Source organism: Acinetobacter sp. GW821-FHT01E09 (genome assembly GCF_059422385.1).
On record NZ_JBWKWU010000001.1, the window covers coordinates 710,556 to 729,080 of the forward strand.

The window sequence follows — 18,525 nt, forward strand, 5'->3', positions numbered from 1 at the left end:
TGTGGTTAAAATTATCTCAAACATCGTTATGAAACTTGAAAATAGTCTCGCTATTCTCTTCATTTCATGCCTCGTTTGCTCAATTTTAGCCGACAACGCAAGTTATATATGAAATGTTGACAGACCCTAAATTGGTCTAGGTCTTTTCTTATGCGTATCTTCAATAAAATTCAAAACAAACTGAATTGGTCAAAACGTCGCTATTTCGGCATTATTATCGGCATATTGGCCTTAGGATATCTCTCATCTGCGATTTATCATGTTTATAAACCGCTTCCTAAAGGGCTGAATTTTACCGGACCATTGCGTCACGCCAATGTAAAATTTATTGCCGATGAAACCTATATTGACGCGCAAGGGAAGCAACAACTTGATCAACATATCTTTGATCAGGTGTTACAACTGATTAAGCAAGCCAAGACCACCATTGTGATCGATATGTTTCTATTTAACAGTGAAGTCGGCGATTCTAAAGTTCAGCAACGAGAATTAACCAAGCAATTAACCCAAGCCTTGATTAATGAAAAAATTGTAAACCCAAGCTTAGAAATTAAGTTTATTACCGATCCAATCAATTCTGTTTATGGTGGAATTCAGCCTGAACAATATCGTCAATTACGTTTAGGTGGTATTGACGTGATTGAAACGAATTTAACACCACTCCGCGCATCTAATCCTACTTGGTCTGGGATATGGTATTTATGCTGTCAGGATATTGGCAATAACCCAAATAAAGGCTGGCTGAATAATCCATTTGGCGAAGAAAAAATTACAGTCCGCAGTTATTTAAATTTATTTAATTTTAAAGCCAATCATCGTAAAACCATCGTGGTTGATACTGCAGAAGGTTGGAAAACCATCGTCACATCTGCCAATCCTCATGATGGTAGTTCACGTCACTCCAATATTGCATTAATGGTTGACGGTGCAACTGCGACAGATATTTTAAATACTGAACAAACCGTCGCGCATATGTCGGGAGGTGATACGCCTTTTGTTGCCTTTGGCAAACTACCTGAAAATCCAAATGATCCTCAGGTTCAAGTACTCACTGAAAAAGCAATTTATGATGCAGTTTTAAACATGTTGGCGTCAGCAAAAGCCAATGATCAAATTGATTTAGCCATGTTCTATTTGTCAGAGCGCCAAATTGTTAAAGGTTTAGTAGCTGCCAAGCAACGTGGAGTGAAATTACGTATTTTGCTTGATCCGAATAAAGATGCATTTGGTCGTCAAAAAAATGGTATCCCAAACCGTCAAGTGGCTTCAGAGTTAAATGACGCAGGGATTGATGTACGTTGGTGTAATACCCAAGGTGAGCAGTGCCATAGTAAGATGATCGTAAAGCATAATGCGCAATCTGCGGAAATGATTTTAGGTTCTGCCAACTTTACCGCACGTAATTTAAAAAATTATAATTTGGAGACTGATTTACGCGTGGTTGGCAATCCGCAACAGCAAGTTTTTATCGATGCTGAACAGTATTTTAATACGGCTTGGTCAAACCTAAATGGTCGTCAAATGAGTGTGGATTACAGTAAATATGCTGATGAATCAAAACTTAAATACGGGGTTTACCGTTTTATGGAATGGAGTGGTTTGTCGACGTTTTAGTATTTATTTTGCCTAGATTCCTTTATCAATGAGGGAGTCTAGGTGGATAAGAAAAAGATAAGCAGAGTTAGAGTAAATGATTGAAAAAATAAAAATATACCTAAATATTTATCAGCAGTTGATAGAAAAGTTTATTGAAAAAGAACAATTATCGATTCAGCAGAAAGATTTAATTTTTAAATCGTTAGCCACTCAGGTTGACATTGACATGCTCTCTAAATTTGAAACACTCAATCAAGTTGAAATACCAATTGAATATAAAAGATTTTTAACTGAAATTGGTAATGGTACAGGGGATACCTGGGAAAGTGCTGGGATAGGACCTGATCTGGGAATTTTAAAAGTAATATTCCAAAAGAATGAATGTCTGATTTTGGGGGATATTTTAATTGATCTGCAAATACCATTTCCATTTGCCGATGCATATAATTTGGAAAATTGGGAGGAACTTGCTGAGCAGTTTAACCAGTGGTTAGAAAAGTATAATACTGAATTTAGAGATAAATTATTTCAGCGCATCGAGCCAACAACCGAAGAGTTTGAAAGATTTATTCAGCATCATGGTGAAAATCCACGTGATCAGTATTATAAAAACTTTGAGCTCAATGGGATTTTGCCTATTTGTGGTATTGGTTGTGGTGAATATTATTTTTTAGTCATTACTGGACCATCAAAAGGTGAAATATGGATCGATTCTCGAGATTTATGGGGTGGGATTGCGCCTGTATTGGATGAGGGTGGAAGTAGACAAAAATTTGATAGTTGGTATTTCAATTGGTTGAAAGCAGAAGTACTGTATTTGCAAAATAAATTAAAAATATAAGTGATTAAGAAGCTCAAGTCGATATTTGAGCTTCTTACTGCATAATTCTAGTTTTTTGAAGTTTATGTAGATTAAATTACTGCGGATTCGGTGGAACTAACTCATCCAAATCTTTATTTGAAATATGATCTAACTCATGTAAATCAGTTTTGATTTTCCATTTGCTTTCATCATCTACAGGTTTTGGTAAACGTGCCTCTAACCAGTCACACACCACATCAGGCGAAAAATCTGCATGGTTACATTGAATCACCCAAGCTAAAAATTGTTTCGCTTCACCATTCATATACGGAGGAGGAGAAACGGGTAAAAACTGAGTCGGAAGGCGTTCATTTTTAGAAATATAATTTAGAACGTGACCAAGTTCTTGTACAGTTTGCCACGCTAAAGGATGGTCAATATTGATTTGAAATTTAAACCACCATGCTTGTTTGCCATCTGAACCATAGCTATCAATAAATGCTTCTTGCACACTTGGGATTTTGCAAAAAAATTGATGTAAACGGTCAAAGCTCAGTTCAGCCACAATACAGCACTCATCAGATTAAAATTATATTTTATCAGATTGATGTCAGAATTTACCCAAGTTGATGTATAAACAATAAAGAAGATTAAATTTTGACTGTAATTCATCCATTATTTATCTTGAATGATATATTAAGCTGTTGTGTATACGTTCAAGTTTGGAGGTTGAAATGAAACAGATACTCAGTTTAAGTGTCTTAATGTTGATGCTTTCAGCAACTTCAACAATGACATGGGCAGACGCTAAAGATTGGGCGAATTATCGCAGTGTTGAGCGCCCTCAAAAGAAATATCCAACAACGACCTATAAATATACAGATCAATATGGCCGCCAAATGTCACAGGAGATTCCTGTTCGACCTCAATACCAGCATCCCTATCCAACGTACCCAAGTTATCCGAATAGGCCCTATCCGCATCCAAATGGCCCATACCCAAGTTACCCACCACAAAATGGTGTGACGATTATTTATAATCATCAGTTTCCAACACGGACGGAGTATTCAGGTAGCAGTTATGGTTATGTAAATGGGGAGGGTGGTCATATAGAAAGTTCGCAATACACGTTGATTAGTGATTGGCGCCGTTATGGTTTACCTGATCCGCAGGTTAGTATGCATTGGATTTTCCAGAATGGTCGTTATTTACAAGTGCCCAATGATCGCTGAACGTGATTTAAAAATGTCATCATGAGCAATAGTAATGCATCAAATTTTCAACACATTAAAAAAGTCCCTCCTCCACTTTGTCTTAGACTTTATATAGTATTACTTTGATTTTGCTTAGGGAGAAGGGCAAGCGTATGAATCAAGACAAGGGACTAGGCCAGTTCATCGTCTTCTGGTCGTGGTGTTTTGCCATGAGGTAATGATTTTTCAGTGTGCTTATCACGAATGACGGAAGGATATGTCCAAGATGCATATCTTACGATCAAAATTGCAATAGCTAAAATTAAAACAGATCCTGTGATAATCACTAAATCCATATCTGCTTTATGGTCATGTTGAATATCTGAAATTAGTAACCGCGTAAGTGCGGTGATTGCGATATAAATTAAGAAACGTACAGGCATGTGGTTGGTCTTAAAATAGATCCCCACCATTGCACCTAATTCCAAATAGATGAATAACAATAAAATATCGTCAATACTGGCGTATTGTTTCACGGTTAAAATTTCAATAATTGTATGTACTGCTGACCAAGCGATCATACAGCCAATGATAAACAGCGCAATATAATGAAATGCTTCTACTGCAATATTGCCCAATTTATCGAGGAGGTTTTCTATTTTTTCTATACGTGGATCTTTATTCATAACATCCTCCATTTGTGCGTACTATTTATGATTAAACACTATGCAAATTTCATGCACATGAAAACAAAAGTGAAATGTTTATAGTGAATAAATCACAACTATTTAATTAAGAAATTGATCATTTCCTTTGATTAAGCTATAGATAGATTATTTTCAATACAATGAAAGGAATAACAATGTATTTGTACCGACCAATTGGGCTTTTTGAATATCAATTGATTGAAAAGAGTGGCTTTAAAAATTTCCCACCAAGATTGTATTGGCAACCTATTTTCTATCCTGTTTTAAATCAGAAATATGCTGAAAAAATTGCTTTGGACTGGAATACCAAAGATCAAGCAAGTGGTTATATTGGCTATGTCACTCGTTTTGAACTGAGTGATGAGTATCTGGCTCAGTTTGAAATACATACGGTTGGTGATGACTTTTGTCAGGAGTTATGGATTCCCGCTGAGCGACTAGACGAGTTTAATCAGCAAATTATAGGCAACATTGAAGTGGTTAATATTTTCAAAGGTGAAGCTTTTACTGAAAATGCTGAATTACCTGAAATCTTTAAAACCAGCCCAGATGGCTCGAAAGAGTATTAGGAAATAAAACATGTATCTTCCTACTCATTTTAAACAAGAGAATCTCCCTGAACTTTTCGATTTAATTGAAAAAAATCCATTGGGAAGTTTGATGGTTACTTATGACGGTGAAATTGAAGCGAACCATATCCCTTTTGAATTGGATCGGTCAGCTGGCAAGTCTGGATTGTTGCGTGGACATATCGCCAAAGCCAATCCTCTATTTAACGTGCTAGAACAGGTTCAATCGGCATATGTGATTTTCCATGCTGAGCAAAGTTATATTTCACCGAATTGGTATCCAGGGAAATTTGAGCATCATCGGGAAGTACCGACATGGAACTATCGTGTTGTGCATGTGAAGGGAGCAATCCGAAAAATAGAAGATGAAAAATATTTGCGGGGTATTCTGGCGCGATTGACTCGTCAGCATGAAGCACCGCAGGCGGTACCTTGGAAAATGGGGGATGCGCCCAATGATTATATCGCTGCTTTATTACAGGAAATTGTGGCGATTGAAATCGAAATAGATTCAATCGTAGGGAAATTTAAAGTCAGTCAAAATCGCAGTACTGTGGATGCCACAAGTGCCGCAAATGCTTTACAAAACCAATCTCCAGAGATGGCTGAATCGATTCGGAAGTTTTATCCAAGGTAATACTATACGATGCTACTTGATTTATATTGTGATCAACTTTTATAGCCACACGATATAATTGCACCATCCTTGATTTTAAGATGCATAGAAAAGCAAACCTAACGGCTTTATGACATTCAAGAGATATAGATCAGTAGGTGTTCTAAAAAAATCATCAGTTGCAAATAAAAAACGCCCGAATCATCGGGCGTTTTATGTCTTATTTCAATTGATGATGAAATTAAGCCTGATTCGTAAAATAATCTTCGCTGAAATTCATAATAACTTCTGCACCTGCTTTGATTTTAGCAACACGTGCATTTAAATCAGGCAAGAGGCGTTGGATGAAGTAATGAGTCAATGCAAGTTTGTCTTGATAGAATTGACCTTGCTTATTTTTTGCAGCATTGGCAATACGAGCAAACATATAAGAGAAGCTTAATAAGCCAACAACATGCAGATACTCTACTGCCGCAGCATTTGCGAAATCAGCATTTTCTTTTGCACGTTCTAAAATATGCTGCGTAATCATATCTACTTCAGTTGCGATATCTAAAGTCGCATCTTTAATGAAGTTTAAGTCGGTATCTAGACCATTGGCAAAATCACGGATCTCTTCAATATATTCAGCAATGAATTCACCATTACATTTAATTGTTTTACGACCAATTAAATCTTGTGACTGAACGCCGTTGGTACCTTCATAGATTTGCGCGATACGTAAGTCACGCACACATTGTTCCATGCCCCATTCACGAATATAGCCATGACCACCAAACACCATTTGCGCATCGATTGCAGCATTAAACGCGGTGTCTGTTAAATAGGCTTTGGCAATTGGCGTCAATAATGCAACACGATTATTTGCCTTCGCAACAGCTTCAGGATCGGTTGAAAATTTAGTAATGTCGAGTTGTTGACCGACATAGACTGCAAATGCACGAGAAGCTTCATTGTTGGCACGTGCATTGAGTAACATGCGACGTACATCACCATGTACAAGGATGCTGTCAGCAGGTTTGTTTGGAGATTTAACACCTGTTGCACTACGGCCTTGTACGCGATCAGTCGCATACTGTGCTGCATTTTGGTATGCATATTCAGAAGCACCTAGGCCTTGAATACCCATCGACAAACGTTCGTAATTCATCATCACGAACATAGCTGCAAGCCCTTCATTTTCTTTACCAACAAGGAAACCTTTGGCTGCATCAAAGTTCATGACACATGTTGCAGACGCTTTGATTCCCATTTTGTGTTCAATTGAACCAGGACCCGCTGTATTACGTTCGCCCAATGAACCGTCAGCATTGACGAGGAATTTAGGCACGATAAAGAGTGAGATACCACGTGAACCCGCAGGTGCATCAGGTGTTTTTGCTAAAACAAGGTGAATGATGTTGTCAGCAAGATCGTGATCACCACCAGTAATAAAGATTTTAGTACCAGTAATGTTATACGTACCATCTTGATTAGGTTCAGCTTTAGTTTTGATAATCCCTAAATCTGTACCTGCATGAGGTTCAGTTAAACACATCGTACCAGACCATTCACCTGAATAGATTTTAGGTAAATAGGTTTCTTTCTGTTCTTGAGATGCATAGCTGTTTAACGCCATACCCGCACCAACAGAGAGAAGCGGGTAGAGCATGAATGATGGATTGGTAGCAAATAACATTTCATCAGCAAGTACAGTCAGCATTTTTGGCATTGCTTGACCGCCCCATTCCTCTTCAGCACCTAGGCCAATCCAACCGCCTTCAGCGTATTGTTGGAATGCTTCTTTAAAACCAGCAGGTGTCGTGACTTTGCCATTTTCATAATGAGCGCCTTCTTCATCACCTGTACGGTTTAAAGGAAGCGTAACATTTTGTGCAAATTTAGCCATTTCTTCTAAAATTGCTTCAGCCGTTGCTGCATCAACATGTGCAAGCTTTTCGTTGGCTTGCCAGAATTGCTCTGCATTGAAAACGTCATTCAGAATGAATTTCATATCTGCAAGTGGCGCATTATAAATTGGCATGTTCGTTCACCTGTTTATTGTTTGAATCTGTAGACTTAGATCAGTTTAACCAACAAGCATGTATGTTGTTAGATGGTCTAAGTAAATAACGCTCTATTTATAAAGAAAAAGGACTGCCAAAGCTATGACCGTCCTTTCTCTATTTCTGCACTCTTGAGTACAGTTTTCTAAATACCTAGCTCGGCATTCTACTTAGAATGCAAAGTCTTCAGCATCTAATGACATCAATGGATCTAAGCCACCCGCGATCACGTCAACATGTGAACGAACGCGTGGTAAGATTTTTTTGAAGTAGAAACGAGCAGTCTTAATTTTTGCATTATAGAAGCCAGTTTCAGTAGAGCCTTCAGCAAGTTTTTGTTGAGCAACAAGCGCCATACGAGCCCATAAGAATGCAAGTGTTACATAACCAGAGAAGTATAGGTAGTCAACCGCAGCTGCGCCTACTTCATCTGGATTTTGCATAGCTTTCATACCGATTTGCATGGTTAAATCACCCCACTCTTTGTTAAGAGCAGCAAGTGGTTCAACAAATTCTTTCAGGTCAGCATTGTCTTTGTTTGCTTCTGCAAATTTATGGATGATCTTGGTGAAGTCTTTCAACATTGCACCTTGCGTACCCAATACTTTACGTCCTAACAAATCAAGCGCTTGGATTTCAGTTGTACCTTCGTATAAGCAAGAGATACGCGTATCACGTACAATTTGCTCCATACCGTGTTCAGAAATAAAGCCGTGACCACCAAATACTTGTACACCATGCTTCGCTGATTCAGAACCTGTCTCAGTTAAGAATGCTTTTGCAATCGGTGTTAATAATGACAAGATATTGTCGGCAAATTTACGATCTTCTTCAGTAACACCTTGCTCTACGATATCTGCATATTGAGATAAGAAGTAAACCAATGCACGGCCACCTTCAGCAAAGGCTTTTTGTGTCATCAACATGTTACGTACAGCTGGGTGAACAATGATTGGATCAGCTTCTTTCTCTGGTGCTTTAGGACCAGAAAGTGAACGCATTGCCAAACGATCTTTCGCATATGCAAGTGCACCTTGGAAAGAAGATTCAGATGCTGTTAAACCTTGAACAGCAGTACCAATACGCGCAGTGTTCATGAAGGTAAACATTGCATGTAAACCACGGTTTTCAGGTCCAATCAAGAAACCTTTTGCGTTATCAAAATTGATCACACAAGTTGCATTACCGTGGATACCCATTTTGTGTTCAATTGAACCACAACGTACTGCATTACGGTCTGCAATAGAGCCATCTGCATTTACATTGAACTTAGGTACGATGAATAACGAGATCCCTTTAGTGCCTTTAGGTGCGCCTGGTAGACGAGCCAAAACGATGTGAACGATGTTGTCCGCCATATCGTGTTCACCAGCAGAGATAAAGATTTTCTCGCCAGAGATTGCGTAACTACCATCTGCTTGTGGCTCAGCTTTAGAACGGATAATGCCTAAGTCAGAACCTGCATGAGATTCTGTTAAGCACATAGTACCAGTCCATTCACCTGAAACAAGTTTAGGTAAATATGTTGCTTTTTGCTCAGCAGAACCATGATGCTCAATTGTACGAACCGCACCATGTGAAAGACCAGGGTACATACCCCACGCCCAGTTTGCAGAACCAACCATTTCAGAAATAGCAGTTGCTAAAGAACCTGGTAAACCTTGACCGCCATGTTCTTCTGGAACTGAAAGAGAAGGGAAGCCTAATTCTACATATTTGTCATACGCTGCTTTAAAGCCTGTAGGCGTAGTCACTACACCATCATTCCATTTACAGCCTTCACTGTCACCGATTTGGTTAAGTGGAGATAATTCATTTTCACAGAAATCCGCGCCAGCTTCTAAATATTGATCAATCAATTCACGGCTTACGGTTTCTTGGAATGCAGGGAGTTTCGCGTAATGTTCTTCAGCATTTAATAATTCATGCAAAACGAAGTGCATATCACGTAAGGGTGCTTTGTATTGTGGCATATCGGTTTCCTCAATACTGGTTAAACCAGATTTATAATCTTCATAAATACGACGTGTGTCTTCTATGACACATATTTGTTCCGCTACATCGTGCAACATCTTATAGTGACGTACAAGTATTTCATGGTTATTTCTCTGTGACTGTAAAGTCAAAGAAAAAAGGCTTGAAAGCTGTAAGTGCATTGAGTGTAAACACTTTTCATTGAAAAATAAGGATACAAATAGTCAAAATCGTAAAAACTTGTGTCCAATAAAATGCCAGTCAAAATATGGCGGAAATGCCATTTATATTTCTAAAATGTAGTGAACAGATTGAAGTGTAGGCTTGATCTTGGATGAGACGTGATTGGATGTGTGGTTAAAACTACAGATATTGAGAATGTTTTTAGTGTTTAAATGCAATATGACTCTAAATGATTTAAACCAATAAACGCACTGCATGCTTTGTTAATGGTGATATTTTTATGGCAATCACTCGTTCCAAAGTCGATCCACAATGTCTTCTACCGAATATTCAAAGTATCGTCCTGCTTGATCTTTATTGCGTTGAAACAATTGATGCTTAAATGCTTTAAAATTGAGTTTTAAAAAATTGTAGAAATAGCCTCCAGAGAAAATGGTGCGGAGGTAAAAAGCATTGATGAATTCATTTGCATGTTGAGTATGAAAATCTGAGCTTTTAATTCGCTGGACGATTTCAGTAAGTTCTTGTTTTGAAATATTGTGGATGATTTTAGGCTCAGGTAAGCAAATATCAAAGCTTAAATTTTCGATGCCTTCGGCTTCCCACCACTCCCAAAGATCGTATTGAGAAATATCTTTACTGGTAATTTCTGTGAGCTTTTCACTGAGTTTTTGATATTCAAGCGAGTCTTCATCACCAAACTCATCGCAATAGTTTAGGGTCTGTTGCCATTTCATAAATGGCTTGCGTTGTAGGTTAAAATTGAGCAGGCAAGGCATGAAGCGAAGAGAATAGCGAGACTATTTTCGAGTTTCATAACGAAGGCTGAGATAATTTTAGCCACAACCCTTCGGGACTAGCGTGTTTTTTGCCGCTACGTCGTTACGAACTACTCATTTAGAATGACTAAATTTCGTATTTCGCGCCTAGTATCGCCTAAAAAACACACGTAGTCGCAAACATAGACGAATTGTCAATAGACCCTAGGTAATTAGCAATCAATTTGAGTACGAGCGGGTAATGTTGTTGTGCTGTTTCAAAATCGGGTTCTATTTCTGTACGAAGTTTATTTATCATTTGCTATATTTAAATGATCAAAAAGTTTTAATGATGCTATCAATAAGCGACAAGTAAAGCATAATTTCTAAAATGAAGTCGGGAAATAAGAAATGAAAGTTTTAAGTCTATTTTCACAGATTTACCGCTCTCTTTCACCAATTTATCTCAATCTTTCATCAATTTACCTTACTCGCCAGATGACCTTTTAAATAAAAACAGTCGTTTATTTTTACTGAGAAGAGGAAGGTAAATTGGATGATTTAAACGGGTAGGCTAATTAAACTCACCCACTGAGCGCTCTTTTGCCCAGTCGCGTAAGATAAATTTTTGCAATTTACCTGTCGATGTTTTTGGAATCTCACAAATCACCACATTTTTAGGGACTTTAAAGCGTGCCAAATGCTGTTTGCAGAATTCAATCACCTCTTCAGGTGTGGTTTCAGCACCTTGTTTAAGTTCAATAAAGGCACAAGGAACCTCTTGCCAACGCGGATCGGGTTGCGCAACCACTGCCGCAGTCATAATTGCAGGATGCGTATAAAGAACCTCTTCAACTTCTAAAGATGAGATATTTTCACCACCTGAAATAATGATGTCTTTTGAGCGGTCCATAATTTTTGCATAACCATCAGGTTGGCAGACCGCTAAATCACCCGTATGAAACCAACCACCTTTAAAGGCTTCTTCTGTGGCTTTGGTATTTTTTAAATAGCCTTTCATAACAATGTTGCCACGGAACATAATTTCTCCCATGGTCTTGCCGTCATTAGGCACAGGTTGCATCGTTTCAGCATCCAACACACGCATACCATCTTGTAATGGATAAGGTACACCTTGGCGCGAATGTAATTGTGCTTGCTCTTGAATAGACAGGTCACTCCAACCTGCTTGTGATGCACATAATGCAGAAGGGCCATAAGTTTCAGTGAGACCGTAGACATGATTGACTTGAATACCAATATGATGCATTCCTTCAATAATTGCCGCAGGCGGTGCAGCACCAGCCACCATTACTTCTACATGATGTTCAAATTTAATTTGTTGTTCTTTCGGGGTGTTGATCAACATCGACAAGACAATCGGTGCACCACAGAAATAGTCAACTTTGTATTGATCAATGAGTTGATAAACTAACTCAGGATCAATTTTACGTAAGCAGATATTGGTACCGCCATTGGCTGCAACAGTCCAAGCAAAACACCAGCCATTGCAATGGAATAGCGGAAGTGTCCATAAATATTTACAACGTGGTGTCATACCACAGGCGATGATATTACTGGCCGCATTGATATAAGCACCACGATGGTGATAAACCACACCTTTCGGATTGCCTGTAGTGCCAGAGGTATAATTTAGACTAATCGCATCCCATTCATCCTGAGGTAAATGCCACTCAAAATCTACATCGCCGCCCTTTAGCCATTCCTCATATTCAATTTGACCAATACGTGCTGTAGCATCATTGTTTTCGTATTCCTCATCTGCAACATCAATGATATAGATCTGTTGAGCAATAAGCGCTACCGCTTCTTTAGCCAAAGCCGCAAATTCAGGGTCAACCAAAAGAACTTTGGTTTCAGCATGCTCTAACATAAACGCAATGGTTTTGGCATCTAAACGAGTATTCAGGGTATTTAAAACAGCACCAGCCATAGGGACTGCAAAATGCGCTTCGACCATCGCAGGGATATTGGGTAAAAGAACTGAAACAGTATCGTTTTTTTGAATCCCAAGATTTTGTAATTGATGGGCAAATTGACGACAACGTGTATAGGTGTCACGCCAAGAGATATGACGAGCACCATGTACAATCGCATCTTGATTTGGATAAATGTAGGCTGCACGCTCGAGGTAACGTAAAGGTGATAATGCTACAAAGTTTGCAGGGGTGCGCGGTAATTGATCATATGCACTAACCATGTTTAGCTCCATCTATATTTATTCTAATTTCCATGTTTAAAAGATATGCATAAGCCTGTAAAAATGCATTTAGGCTTTAGTCGAGTATCTAATTTAAATATTCATCATTATACATCGTTACATTTATTGAAATGTTTTGGAATATTTAATTTATTGAATTAAATTAACATTTTTCAATATTGCTGTAAATATTAATCCTAGTTTGTTCAGAATCTTATTTAAAATCCCGTTATTCAAATATGAATAACTGAACTCAGCAGTTTCGCTTTTTTGTATTCCGTTGGCGAAGATCCAGTCCATTTTTTAAACGCACGACGAAATTCCCTTAACTCACTAAAACCAAGGTTGAAACTGATTTCACTCATCGATTGATTTTCTTCAATCCATTGTTTGGCTTTTTTTTCTAATACCTGTTGCTTTAATAACTGAAAATTTAGCCCCTCATTGAGTAGTAAACGCCGTAAATGGCGTTCGCTAAAATGAAAATATTGTGCTGCTTGTTGCATATCAAAGCGTTCAGGTAGATGGCTTTCAATCAAATGTGCTAATACCTTTGCCAAACTGTGTTGATTCATTTGATCAAATTGTTTTAAAGCTTGATCACAAATCAGAATTGCACTTTGATAATTGACAGGGCTATAGTTTTTAAGACTTCTCGACAAGAGTGTTTTGTTAAATCGGATGATATTTTTAGTCGTTTTAAAATAAATTGGACAATTGAAAATTCTTTTATAATCATTAATATATGCTGAATGATCATAGCTAAGCTCCAGACTCACCAACTCATAGCTATCATCTAGCATCATATTGACACAGGTAATAATACTGGCAAAGACTTCATCACAGAAAAATGCTTTTAGCTCACCACAGTCACTCCGCTCAAAAAGTTCAATTTCACAATAATCATCAACAAGATTGACGGTTAAATCTAAGACACTGCCTGAAATAGGATGATAGTGTAGTGCGGTCTCCAATGCTTCAGCTACTGTTTTACAGGCTTGCATGGCAAAGCCCAAAATACCAATTGAAATCTGACCTTCACTACTGCCCAGCAATAAGCCTAAATTTTGTTGCTGGATATCTTTAAGCGCAAGATGAATAACCTCGCAGAGTTCTGAAAAAGCAACAAAACCATGTCCTTGGCGAATTTGTTCCAAGTCTAAATTTTGTGCTGCAAACCAATTGCCATATTGCCAGTGTTGTTGTTCTGCATAATGAATCAAACTCGTCAGTATCATTGGTGGAATATAAAATTGAGAATTGGCAATTTCCTTTTGCTGCAAGCTCATAAAGTCCGCTTCGCCCCCCATATTATTGTTGCTTTTACCCTAGTTGGTATCGCATATTTTTGATTAAGATTCAATCTACTTCTGGTATTCGCTGATATAAATTCGCTGACATAAAAAAGATAAAGGATGATCGCATATGTTTATGGTGGGTTGGGACAAACAAGAAATAAACATTCAGCCGCAAGGTTATGCCATGTTTGGTTATGGTATGTGGTCACATCGTGCTTATCAAAAACGTACAGCGTTGTTTGCTCGTACATTCACGATCCGTCGTTTAGCTTTAGAACAGCCCATTATTTTTTGTTGTCTGGATTTTGGTTGTATTACTTATGCGATCCGCAGTGGTGTTGTTGAGCGTTTAAAACATCAATTAGCTGAGCAATTTAATGAACAGCATTTGGTCTTGATGGCAACCCATACTCATTCTGGCCCTGGCGGTTGTGCTTATGAAGCTTTATACAATATGCCAACCCCAGGTTTTGTACCAGAGCATGTCGAAGCTGTGGTAAATGCGGTCATGCTCAGTATCTCCAATGCCTTAGACACTGAAAAAGAAACTGAACTTCGTTATCAAAGTTGCCAATTCCCTGATGATATTCCAGTGGCATGGAATCGATCATTGCAGGCATATAATCGTAACCCTGATGTGATTCAAAGAACTGAAGCAGAAACCCATCTCGCCTTAAACCGTGAAATGCAATTAATCGGTTTTTATCGTGATGATCAATTATGTTCATTTATTTCATTATTTGGAGTGCATGCAACCTGTTTGAGTAGTCAACTCAAAGCCCATGATGGTGACAATAAAGGCTATGCTGCTGCGTTAAGTGAACACTATTTATTAACACAAGGTATTCCAAACCCTGTTGCCATTTTCGCACAAGCAACAGCAGGAGATGTATCGCCACATTTTCATGGCCCCAAACAAGATGCGATTCGCAATAAAATTAAGGGCGAAAGAGAATATCAATATGCTGAGCAAAATGGGCGTTATCAAAGTGAAATTGCGATTAAAGCACTGACTACACCGCTTGAAAAAAACACCAACAATACGATGGACGCATGTCTACTCCAAGGCAGTATCGATGCTGTTTTATCCTATGTAGATTTGAGTCAAGTCGATGTGCCAAGTGAATTTAGTCAGGGGATACAAGGCGCTAAAACCAGTGCCGCTTGTCATGGTGTCGGTTTCTTCAGGGGAACGCCTATAGATGGTAAGGGGACACCTACAGCAATTCTTAAAGTAATGTCTTTACTTGCTAAGCGAGTACGTAAGCAACGTTTAGCAAACTCGAATTCTCTGCGGTACAGCAAATATAAAGCGCTCTATGACTCACAATTCCCGAAAGAGATTGTTTTAGAAAGTCCAGATAATCAGTTGCTGGGTAAAAGTTTAGATTTTTCACCAAGCATTTTTGATCCTTTAATTGCAGAAATGAATCGCCTAGTTAAAGCCGGTGCCATTCAAGACAGCCCACTGGTTCCAAGTGTTATTCCGCTACAGATTATCCAAATTGGTCAATTGGCTTTGATTTGTTGCCCTGGAGAAATTACCACAACAGCAGGGCAACGTGTGATTCAGACTGTGGCAAAACAGTTCTCAAAGCATCATGGTATTTCAAAGGTTGGTTTGGTGTCTTATTGCAATGATTATATGGGCTATATCACCACCAATGAAGAATACCAGCAACAAGCTTATGAAGGTGCACATACTTTATATGGTCAATGGACACATGCGGCAATTCAGTACAAATTTCAGCAATTGGCAACGCAGTTGAGTCTAGATAAATCTCAACGAGCATATGACCAAATCACACGCCCCGTAGCGATTCCACCACACGAAATAGAAAAAAGAACAAATCACGGCAATTTAAAAACGGCTGTACGCTAAAGGATGAGCATTATGAATCAATTGATTAATCAAGCACCGAACAAGCACAAATTAAATCAGCAAAAATGGAACAATTGGTCGGGCTATCAACAGTCTCACCCTGAGCAAATTTTAAAGCCTGACAGTCTTGATGAGTTAAAACACATTGTCCAAACCCAAGCAAAGATTCGAGTGGTGGGAGCAGGGCATTCATTTACACCTTTGGTGAGTACCGATGCAACATTGCTGTCTTTGGATGGTCTTTCTGGTGTGGATCAAGTCAATACTGAATTTGCCCAAGCCAGTATTTGGGCAGGAACACGATTATTTAATTTAGGGCAATATTTAGAACCGATGCAGCAGTCTTTAATGCAACAGGGCGATATTGACCAGCAAAGTTTAGCTGGTGCTGTTTCAACGGGAACACATGGTACAGGTGTAAGCCTACATTGTATTTCAGGTTATGTACAAGCATTTGAATTACTCACAGCATCAGGAGAAATTCTTCATTGTAATCGCCATGAAAATCCAGATATTTTTGCAGCTGGGCGAGTGTCTTTAGGGAGCTTAGGGGTTTTGACTAAAATCACTATGCAGAATAAACCACGCTATAAGCTTAAAGAGCAAGTTAGACTGTGTGCGGTCAAAGACTTTATTCAAAATATTGACCAATGGAAAGCACAACATCGGCATATCGAGTGTTTTGCATTTTCTCATGCAGATAAATTGATTTTAAAAACTTTAGATATTACTGACGATGAGGTTCAACCACGCACTGAATCATGGCCATCTGAAGATACGTTATTAACCCTATGTTGCGAGTTAACCAAATCTTTCCCAGCATTGAATCCAAAACTACAAAAGCTCTTAGGCGTTTTTATTAAGCCAAGCACATTTGTTGATTGGTCAGGCAAGATTTTCCCGACACCGCGTGAAACGAAATTTAATGAAATGGAATATCAGATTCCAGTTGAATTGGGCGTGGAATGTTTGCAAGCTGTTCTAGCAGCGCTAAAAAACTCAAGAGCACAAACCTTTTTCCCTGTGGAGTTTCGATTTGTCAAAGGTGATGATATTTGGTTGAGTCCGTTTTATCAGCGGGACTCTATTTCCATCTCAGTACACCAATATTATAAGCAAGCACCTAGACAATTATTTGATGAAGTTGAGTCGATTTTGCAACATTATCAAGGGCGACCACATTGGGGGAAAATGCATAGTATGACAGTAACACAACTTAAAACTTTATATCCTAAGTGGGATGAGTTTATGCAGTTGCGAGAACGACTTGATCCAAGCAGAAAGTTTTTAAATCCTTATTTAGAAAAGCTATTCTTATCTGAATAATGGATAAAATTAAGTGAATGAGTAAAACTAAAATAGACCATAAAGGTAGACTATGAATAACTTTTTTGAGCAATTAAATCGTGATTTAAAACGGTCAAATGGTGCATTACCTCGGTTAATTGTTGATGATCAGGCGCTTGAACAAAATCTACAGTACGTTGCCAAAAAGCTTCAATACGGAAGCCATTTGCAACCACGTATCGTGGTAAAGTCTTTGGCATGCTTAGCATTATTAAAAACCATTAGTCTAAAGCTTTCGACTCAACGGTTTATGGTGTTTCATATGCCACAGCTTTTACCAATCCTTGAGAACTTTTCGGATGTAGATGTGTTGTTTGGGAAACCGATGCCTATAAGTACTGTTCAGCATTTTTATGCGATGAATCAAAATTGCAGACAAGCCGATATACAATGGTTAATTGATTCAAAAGCACGTTTATTACAGTATCTTGAGGTCGCAAAACAGTTTAGCTTAACGCTTAAAATCAATATTGAAATTGATGTGGGTTTGCATCGCGGTGGTGTTCGTTCCGATTTTGCACTCATCGAAATATTAAGATTGATTGAGCAAAATCCTGAGCATTTAGCACTTGCTGGCTTGATGGGCTATGATGCCCATGTGACGAAGCTGCCTTCGATGATTAAAAAGATTGATGTCGCGTATCGAGAGTCACAAGACATTTATCAAAATTATAAAAATATTATTCAACAGCAATTTCCGCATTTATGGCGAGCTGATCTTTGTTTTAATGGTGGTGGTAGCCCTACATTTTACCTCCACGTGGAGCAAAGTGTGTGTAATGATCTTTCTTTTGGCTCGATGTTGCTTAAACCAAGTGACTTTGACAGTGATGGATTAAGTGTTTTACAAGCTGCGCTATGGATTTCAACTCCTGTTTTAAAAGTGCTGCCATTTACCCAGTTACCTGGATTAGAAGTTTTAGATAAATTACCACATAGCTCTAAAGCCTTATTTGTTTATGGTGGATATTGGATGGCACATTATGTTTATCCGCGAGGGATTCATCCGCATGCACTTTATGGGCGGAGTACTAATCAGGAAATGGTTAATGTGCCTAAAAATACTGAAATAGCTGTTGATGATTTTGTATTTTTAAGACCGACACAAAGCGAAGCGATTATTCCTCAATTTCATAAATTATATTGTTATAAAAATCGAGATTTTGAAGCGTGGGAAACCTTTAGAGAGTAATGCGCCAAAAAGAGGAAGTTGATGGATAATCAAAAGTACAATTTAAATCAGAATAAAGAATAATTTTAAGACAAAGGTTTATAAATATGCTGTAAAGGTGTAAAATTCGACACACTTTTATTTTGTTCCACCGATTTTATCT

15 protein-coding genes are annotated in these 18,525 nt (G+C 38.3%); 8 read left to right on the top strand and 7 right to left on the bottom strand.

All coding sequences use genetic code 11. The features are described from left to right. Positions 1-150 precede the first annotated feature (150 nt). Positions 151-1,614, top strand: a complete 1,464-nt coding sequence (locus tag AC07U8_RS03355; protein WP_262780732.1) for a phospholipase D family protein — start codon at positions 151-153, stop codon at positions 1,612-1,614. A 76-nt stretch (positions 1,615-1,690) separates the two neighbouring features. Continuing rightward, positions 1,691-2,437 (top strand): hypothetical protein, encoded by a 747-nt coding sequence (locus tag AC07U8_RS03360; protein ID WP_494737320.1) that lies wholly within the window; start codon positions 1,691-1,693, stop codon positions 2,435-2,437. 76 nt (positions 2,438-2,513) lie between these two features. Here AC07U8_RS03360 and AC07U8_RS03365 read toward each other — a convergent pair whose 3' ends face one another. Continuing rightward, positions 2,514-2,963 carry a hypothetical protein gene (locus AC07U8_RS03365; RefSeq protein WP_096733160.1) on the bottom strand — a complete coding sequence of 150 codons (450 nt, stop codon included), beginning with the start codon at positions 2,961-2,963 and terminating at the stop codon, positions 2,514-2,516. 169 nt (positions 2,964-3,132) lie between these two features. Here AC07U8_RS03365 and AC07U8_RS03370 point away from each other — a divergent pair, with 169 nt between their 5' ends. Continuing rightward, on the top strand, positions 3,133-3,630 hold the full coding sequence (locus AC07U8_RS03370; protein WP_494737321.1) for an RcnB family protein: 498 nt from the start codon (positions 3,133-3,135) through the stop codon (positions 3,628-3,630). Between the two features lie 152 nt (positions 3,631-3,782). Here AC07U8_RS03370 and AC07U8_RS03375 read toward each other — a convergent pair whose 3' ends face one another. After that, a complete protein-coding gene (locus AC07U8_RS03375; protein ID WP_004723097.1) occupies positions 3,783-4,277 on the bottom strand; it encodes a phosphate-starvation-inducible protein PsiE in 495 nt (164 codons plus the stop codon). Positions 4,278-4,453: 176 nt separating this feature from the next. On the opposite strand from AC07U8_RS03375, the gene AC07U8_RS03380 reads away from it, so the two are divergent. Then, on the top strand, positions 4,454-4,867 hold the full coding sequence (locus AC07U8_RS03380; protein WP_096733164.1) for an ADP-ribosylation/crystallin J1: 414 nt from the start codon (positions 4,454-4,456) through the stop codon (positions 4,865-4,867). Positions 4,868-4,877: 10 nt separating this feature from the next. Then, positions 4,878-5,504 (top strand): FMN-binding negative transcriptional regulator, encoded by a 627-nt coding sequence (locus AC07U8_RS03385; RefSeq protein WP_494737322.1) that lies wholly within the window; start codon positions 4,878-4,880, stop codon positions 5,502-5,504. A 220-nt stretch (positions 5,505-5,724) separates the two neighbouring features. On the opposite strand, the gene AC07U8_RS03390 is transcribed toward AC07U8_RS03385, so the two are convergent. From AC07U8_RS03390 to AC07U8_RS03410, 5 genes are all read right to left on the bottom strand, one after another. Further along, entirely contained in the window at positions 5,725-7,506 is a 1,782-nt protein-coding gene (locus AC07U8_RS03390) for an acyl-CoA dehydrogenase C-terminal domain-containing protein (RefSeq protein ID WP_004723090.1), read from the bottom strand. Positions 7,507-7,698: 192 nt separating this feature from the next. Next, a complete protein-coding gene (locus AC07U8_RS03395) occupies positions 7,699-9,501 on the bottom strand; it encodes an acyl-CoA dehydrogenase C-terminal domain-containing protein (protein WP_105713405.1) in 1,803 nt (600 codons plus the stop codon). A gap of 471 nt (positions 9,502-9,972) precedes the next feature. After that, positions 9,973-10,422 (bottom strand): hypothetical protein, encoded by a 450-nt coding sequence (locus AC07U8_RS03400; protein ID WP_494737323.1) that lies wholly within the window; start codon positions 10,420-10,422, stop codon positions 9,973-9,975. Between the two features lie 595 nt (positions 10,423-11,017). Then, positions 11,018-12,664 (bottom strand): acyl-CoA synthetase, encoded by a 1,647-nt coding sequence (locus AC07U8_RS03405; RefSeq protein WP_096733169.1) that lies wholly within the window; start codon positions 12,662-12,664, stop codon positions 11,018-11,020. Between the two features lie 233 nt (positions 12,665-12,897). Further along, a complete protein-coding gene (locus AC07U8_RS03410) occupies positions 12,898-13,953 on the bottom strand; it encodes an AraC family transcriptional regulator (protein ID WP_167468927.1) in 1,056 nt (351 codons plus the stop codon). Between the two features lie 136 nt (positions 13,954-14,089). On the opposite strand from AC07U8_RS03410, the gene AC07U8_RS03415 reads away from it, so the two are divergent. Genes AC07U8_RS03415 through AC07U8_RS03425 form a run of 3 tightly spaced genes read left to right on the top strand, consistent with a single transcriptional unit; the run spans position 14,090 to position 18,383 of the window. Further along, positions 14,090-15,844 carry a neutral/alkaline non-lysosomal ceramidase N-terminal domain-containing protein gene (locus AC07U8_RS03415; RefSeq protein WP_494737324.1) on the top strand — a complete coding sequence of 585 codons (1,755 nt, stop codon included), beginning with the start codon at positions 14,090-14,092 and terminating at the stop codon, positions 15,842-15,844. 12 nt (positions 15,845-15,856) lie between these two features. Next, positions 15,857-17,170, top strand: a complete 1,314-nt coding sequence (locus tag AC07U8_RS03420) for a D-arabinono-1,4-lactone oxidase (protein ID WP_494737325.1) — start codon at positions 15,857-15,859, stop codon at positions 17,168-17,170. A 52-nt stretch (positions 17,171-17,222) separates the two neighbouring features. Beyond that, positions 17,223-18,383: an alanine racemase gene (locus AC07U8_RS03425; protein ID WP_494737326.1), complete on the top strand. Its 1,161-nt coding sequence runs from the start codon at positions 17,223-17,225 to the stop codon at positions 18,381-18,383. Positions 18,384-18,525: the final 142 nt, after the last annotated feature.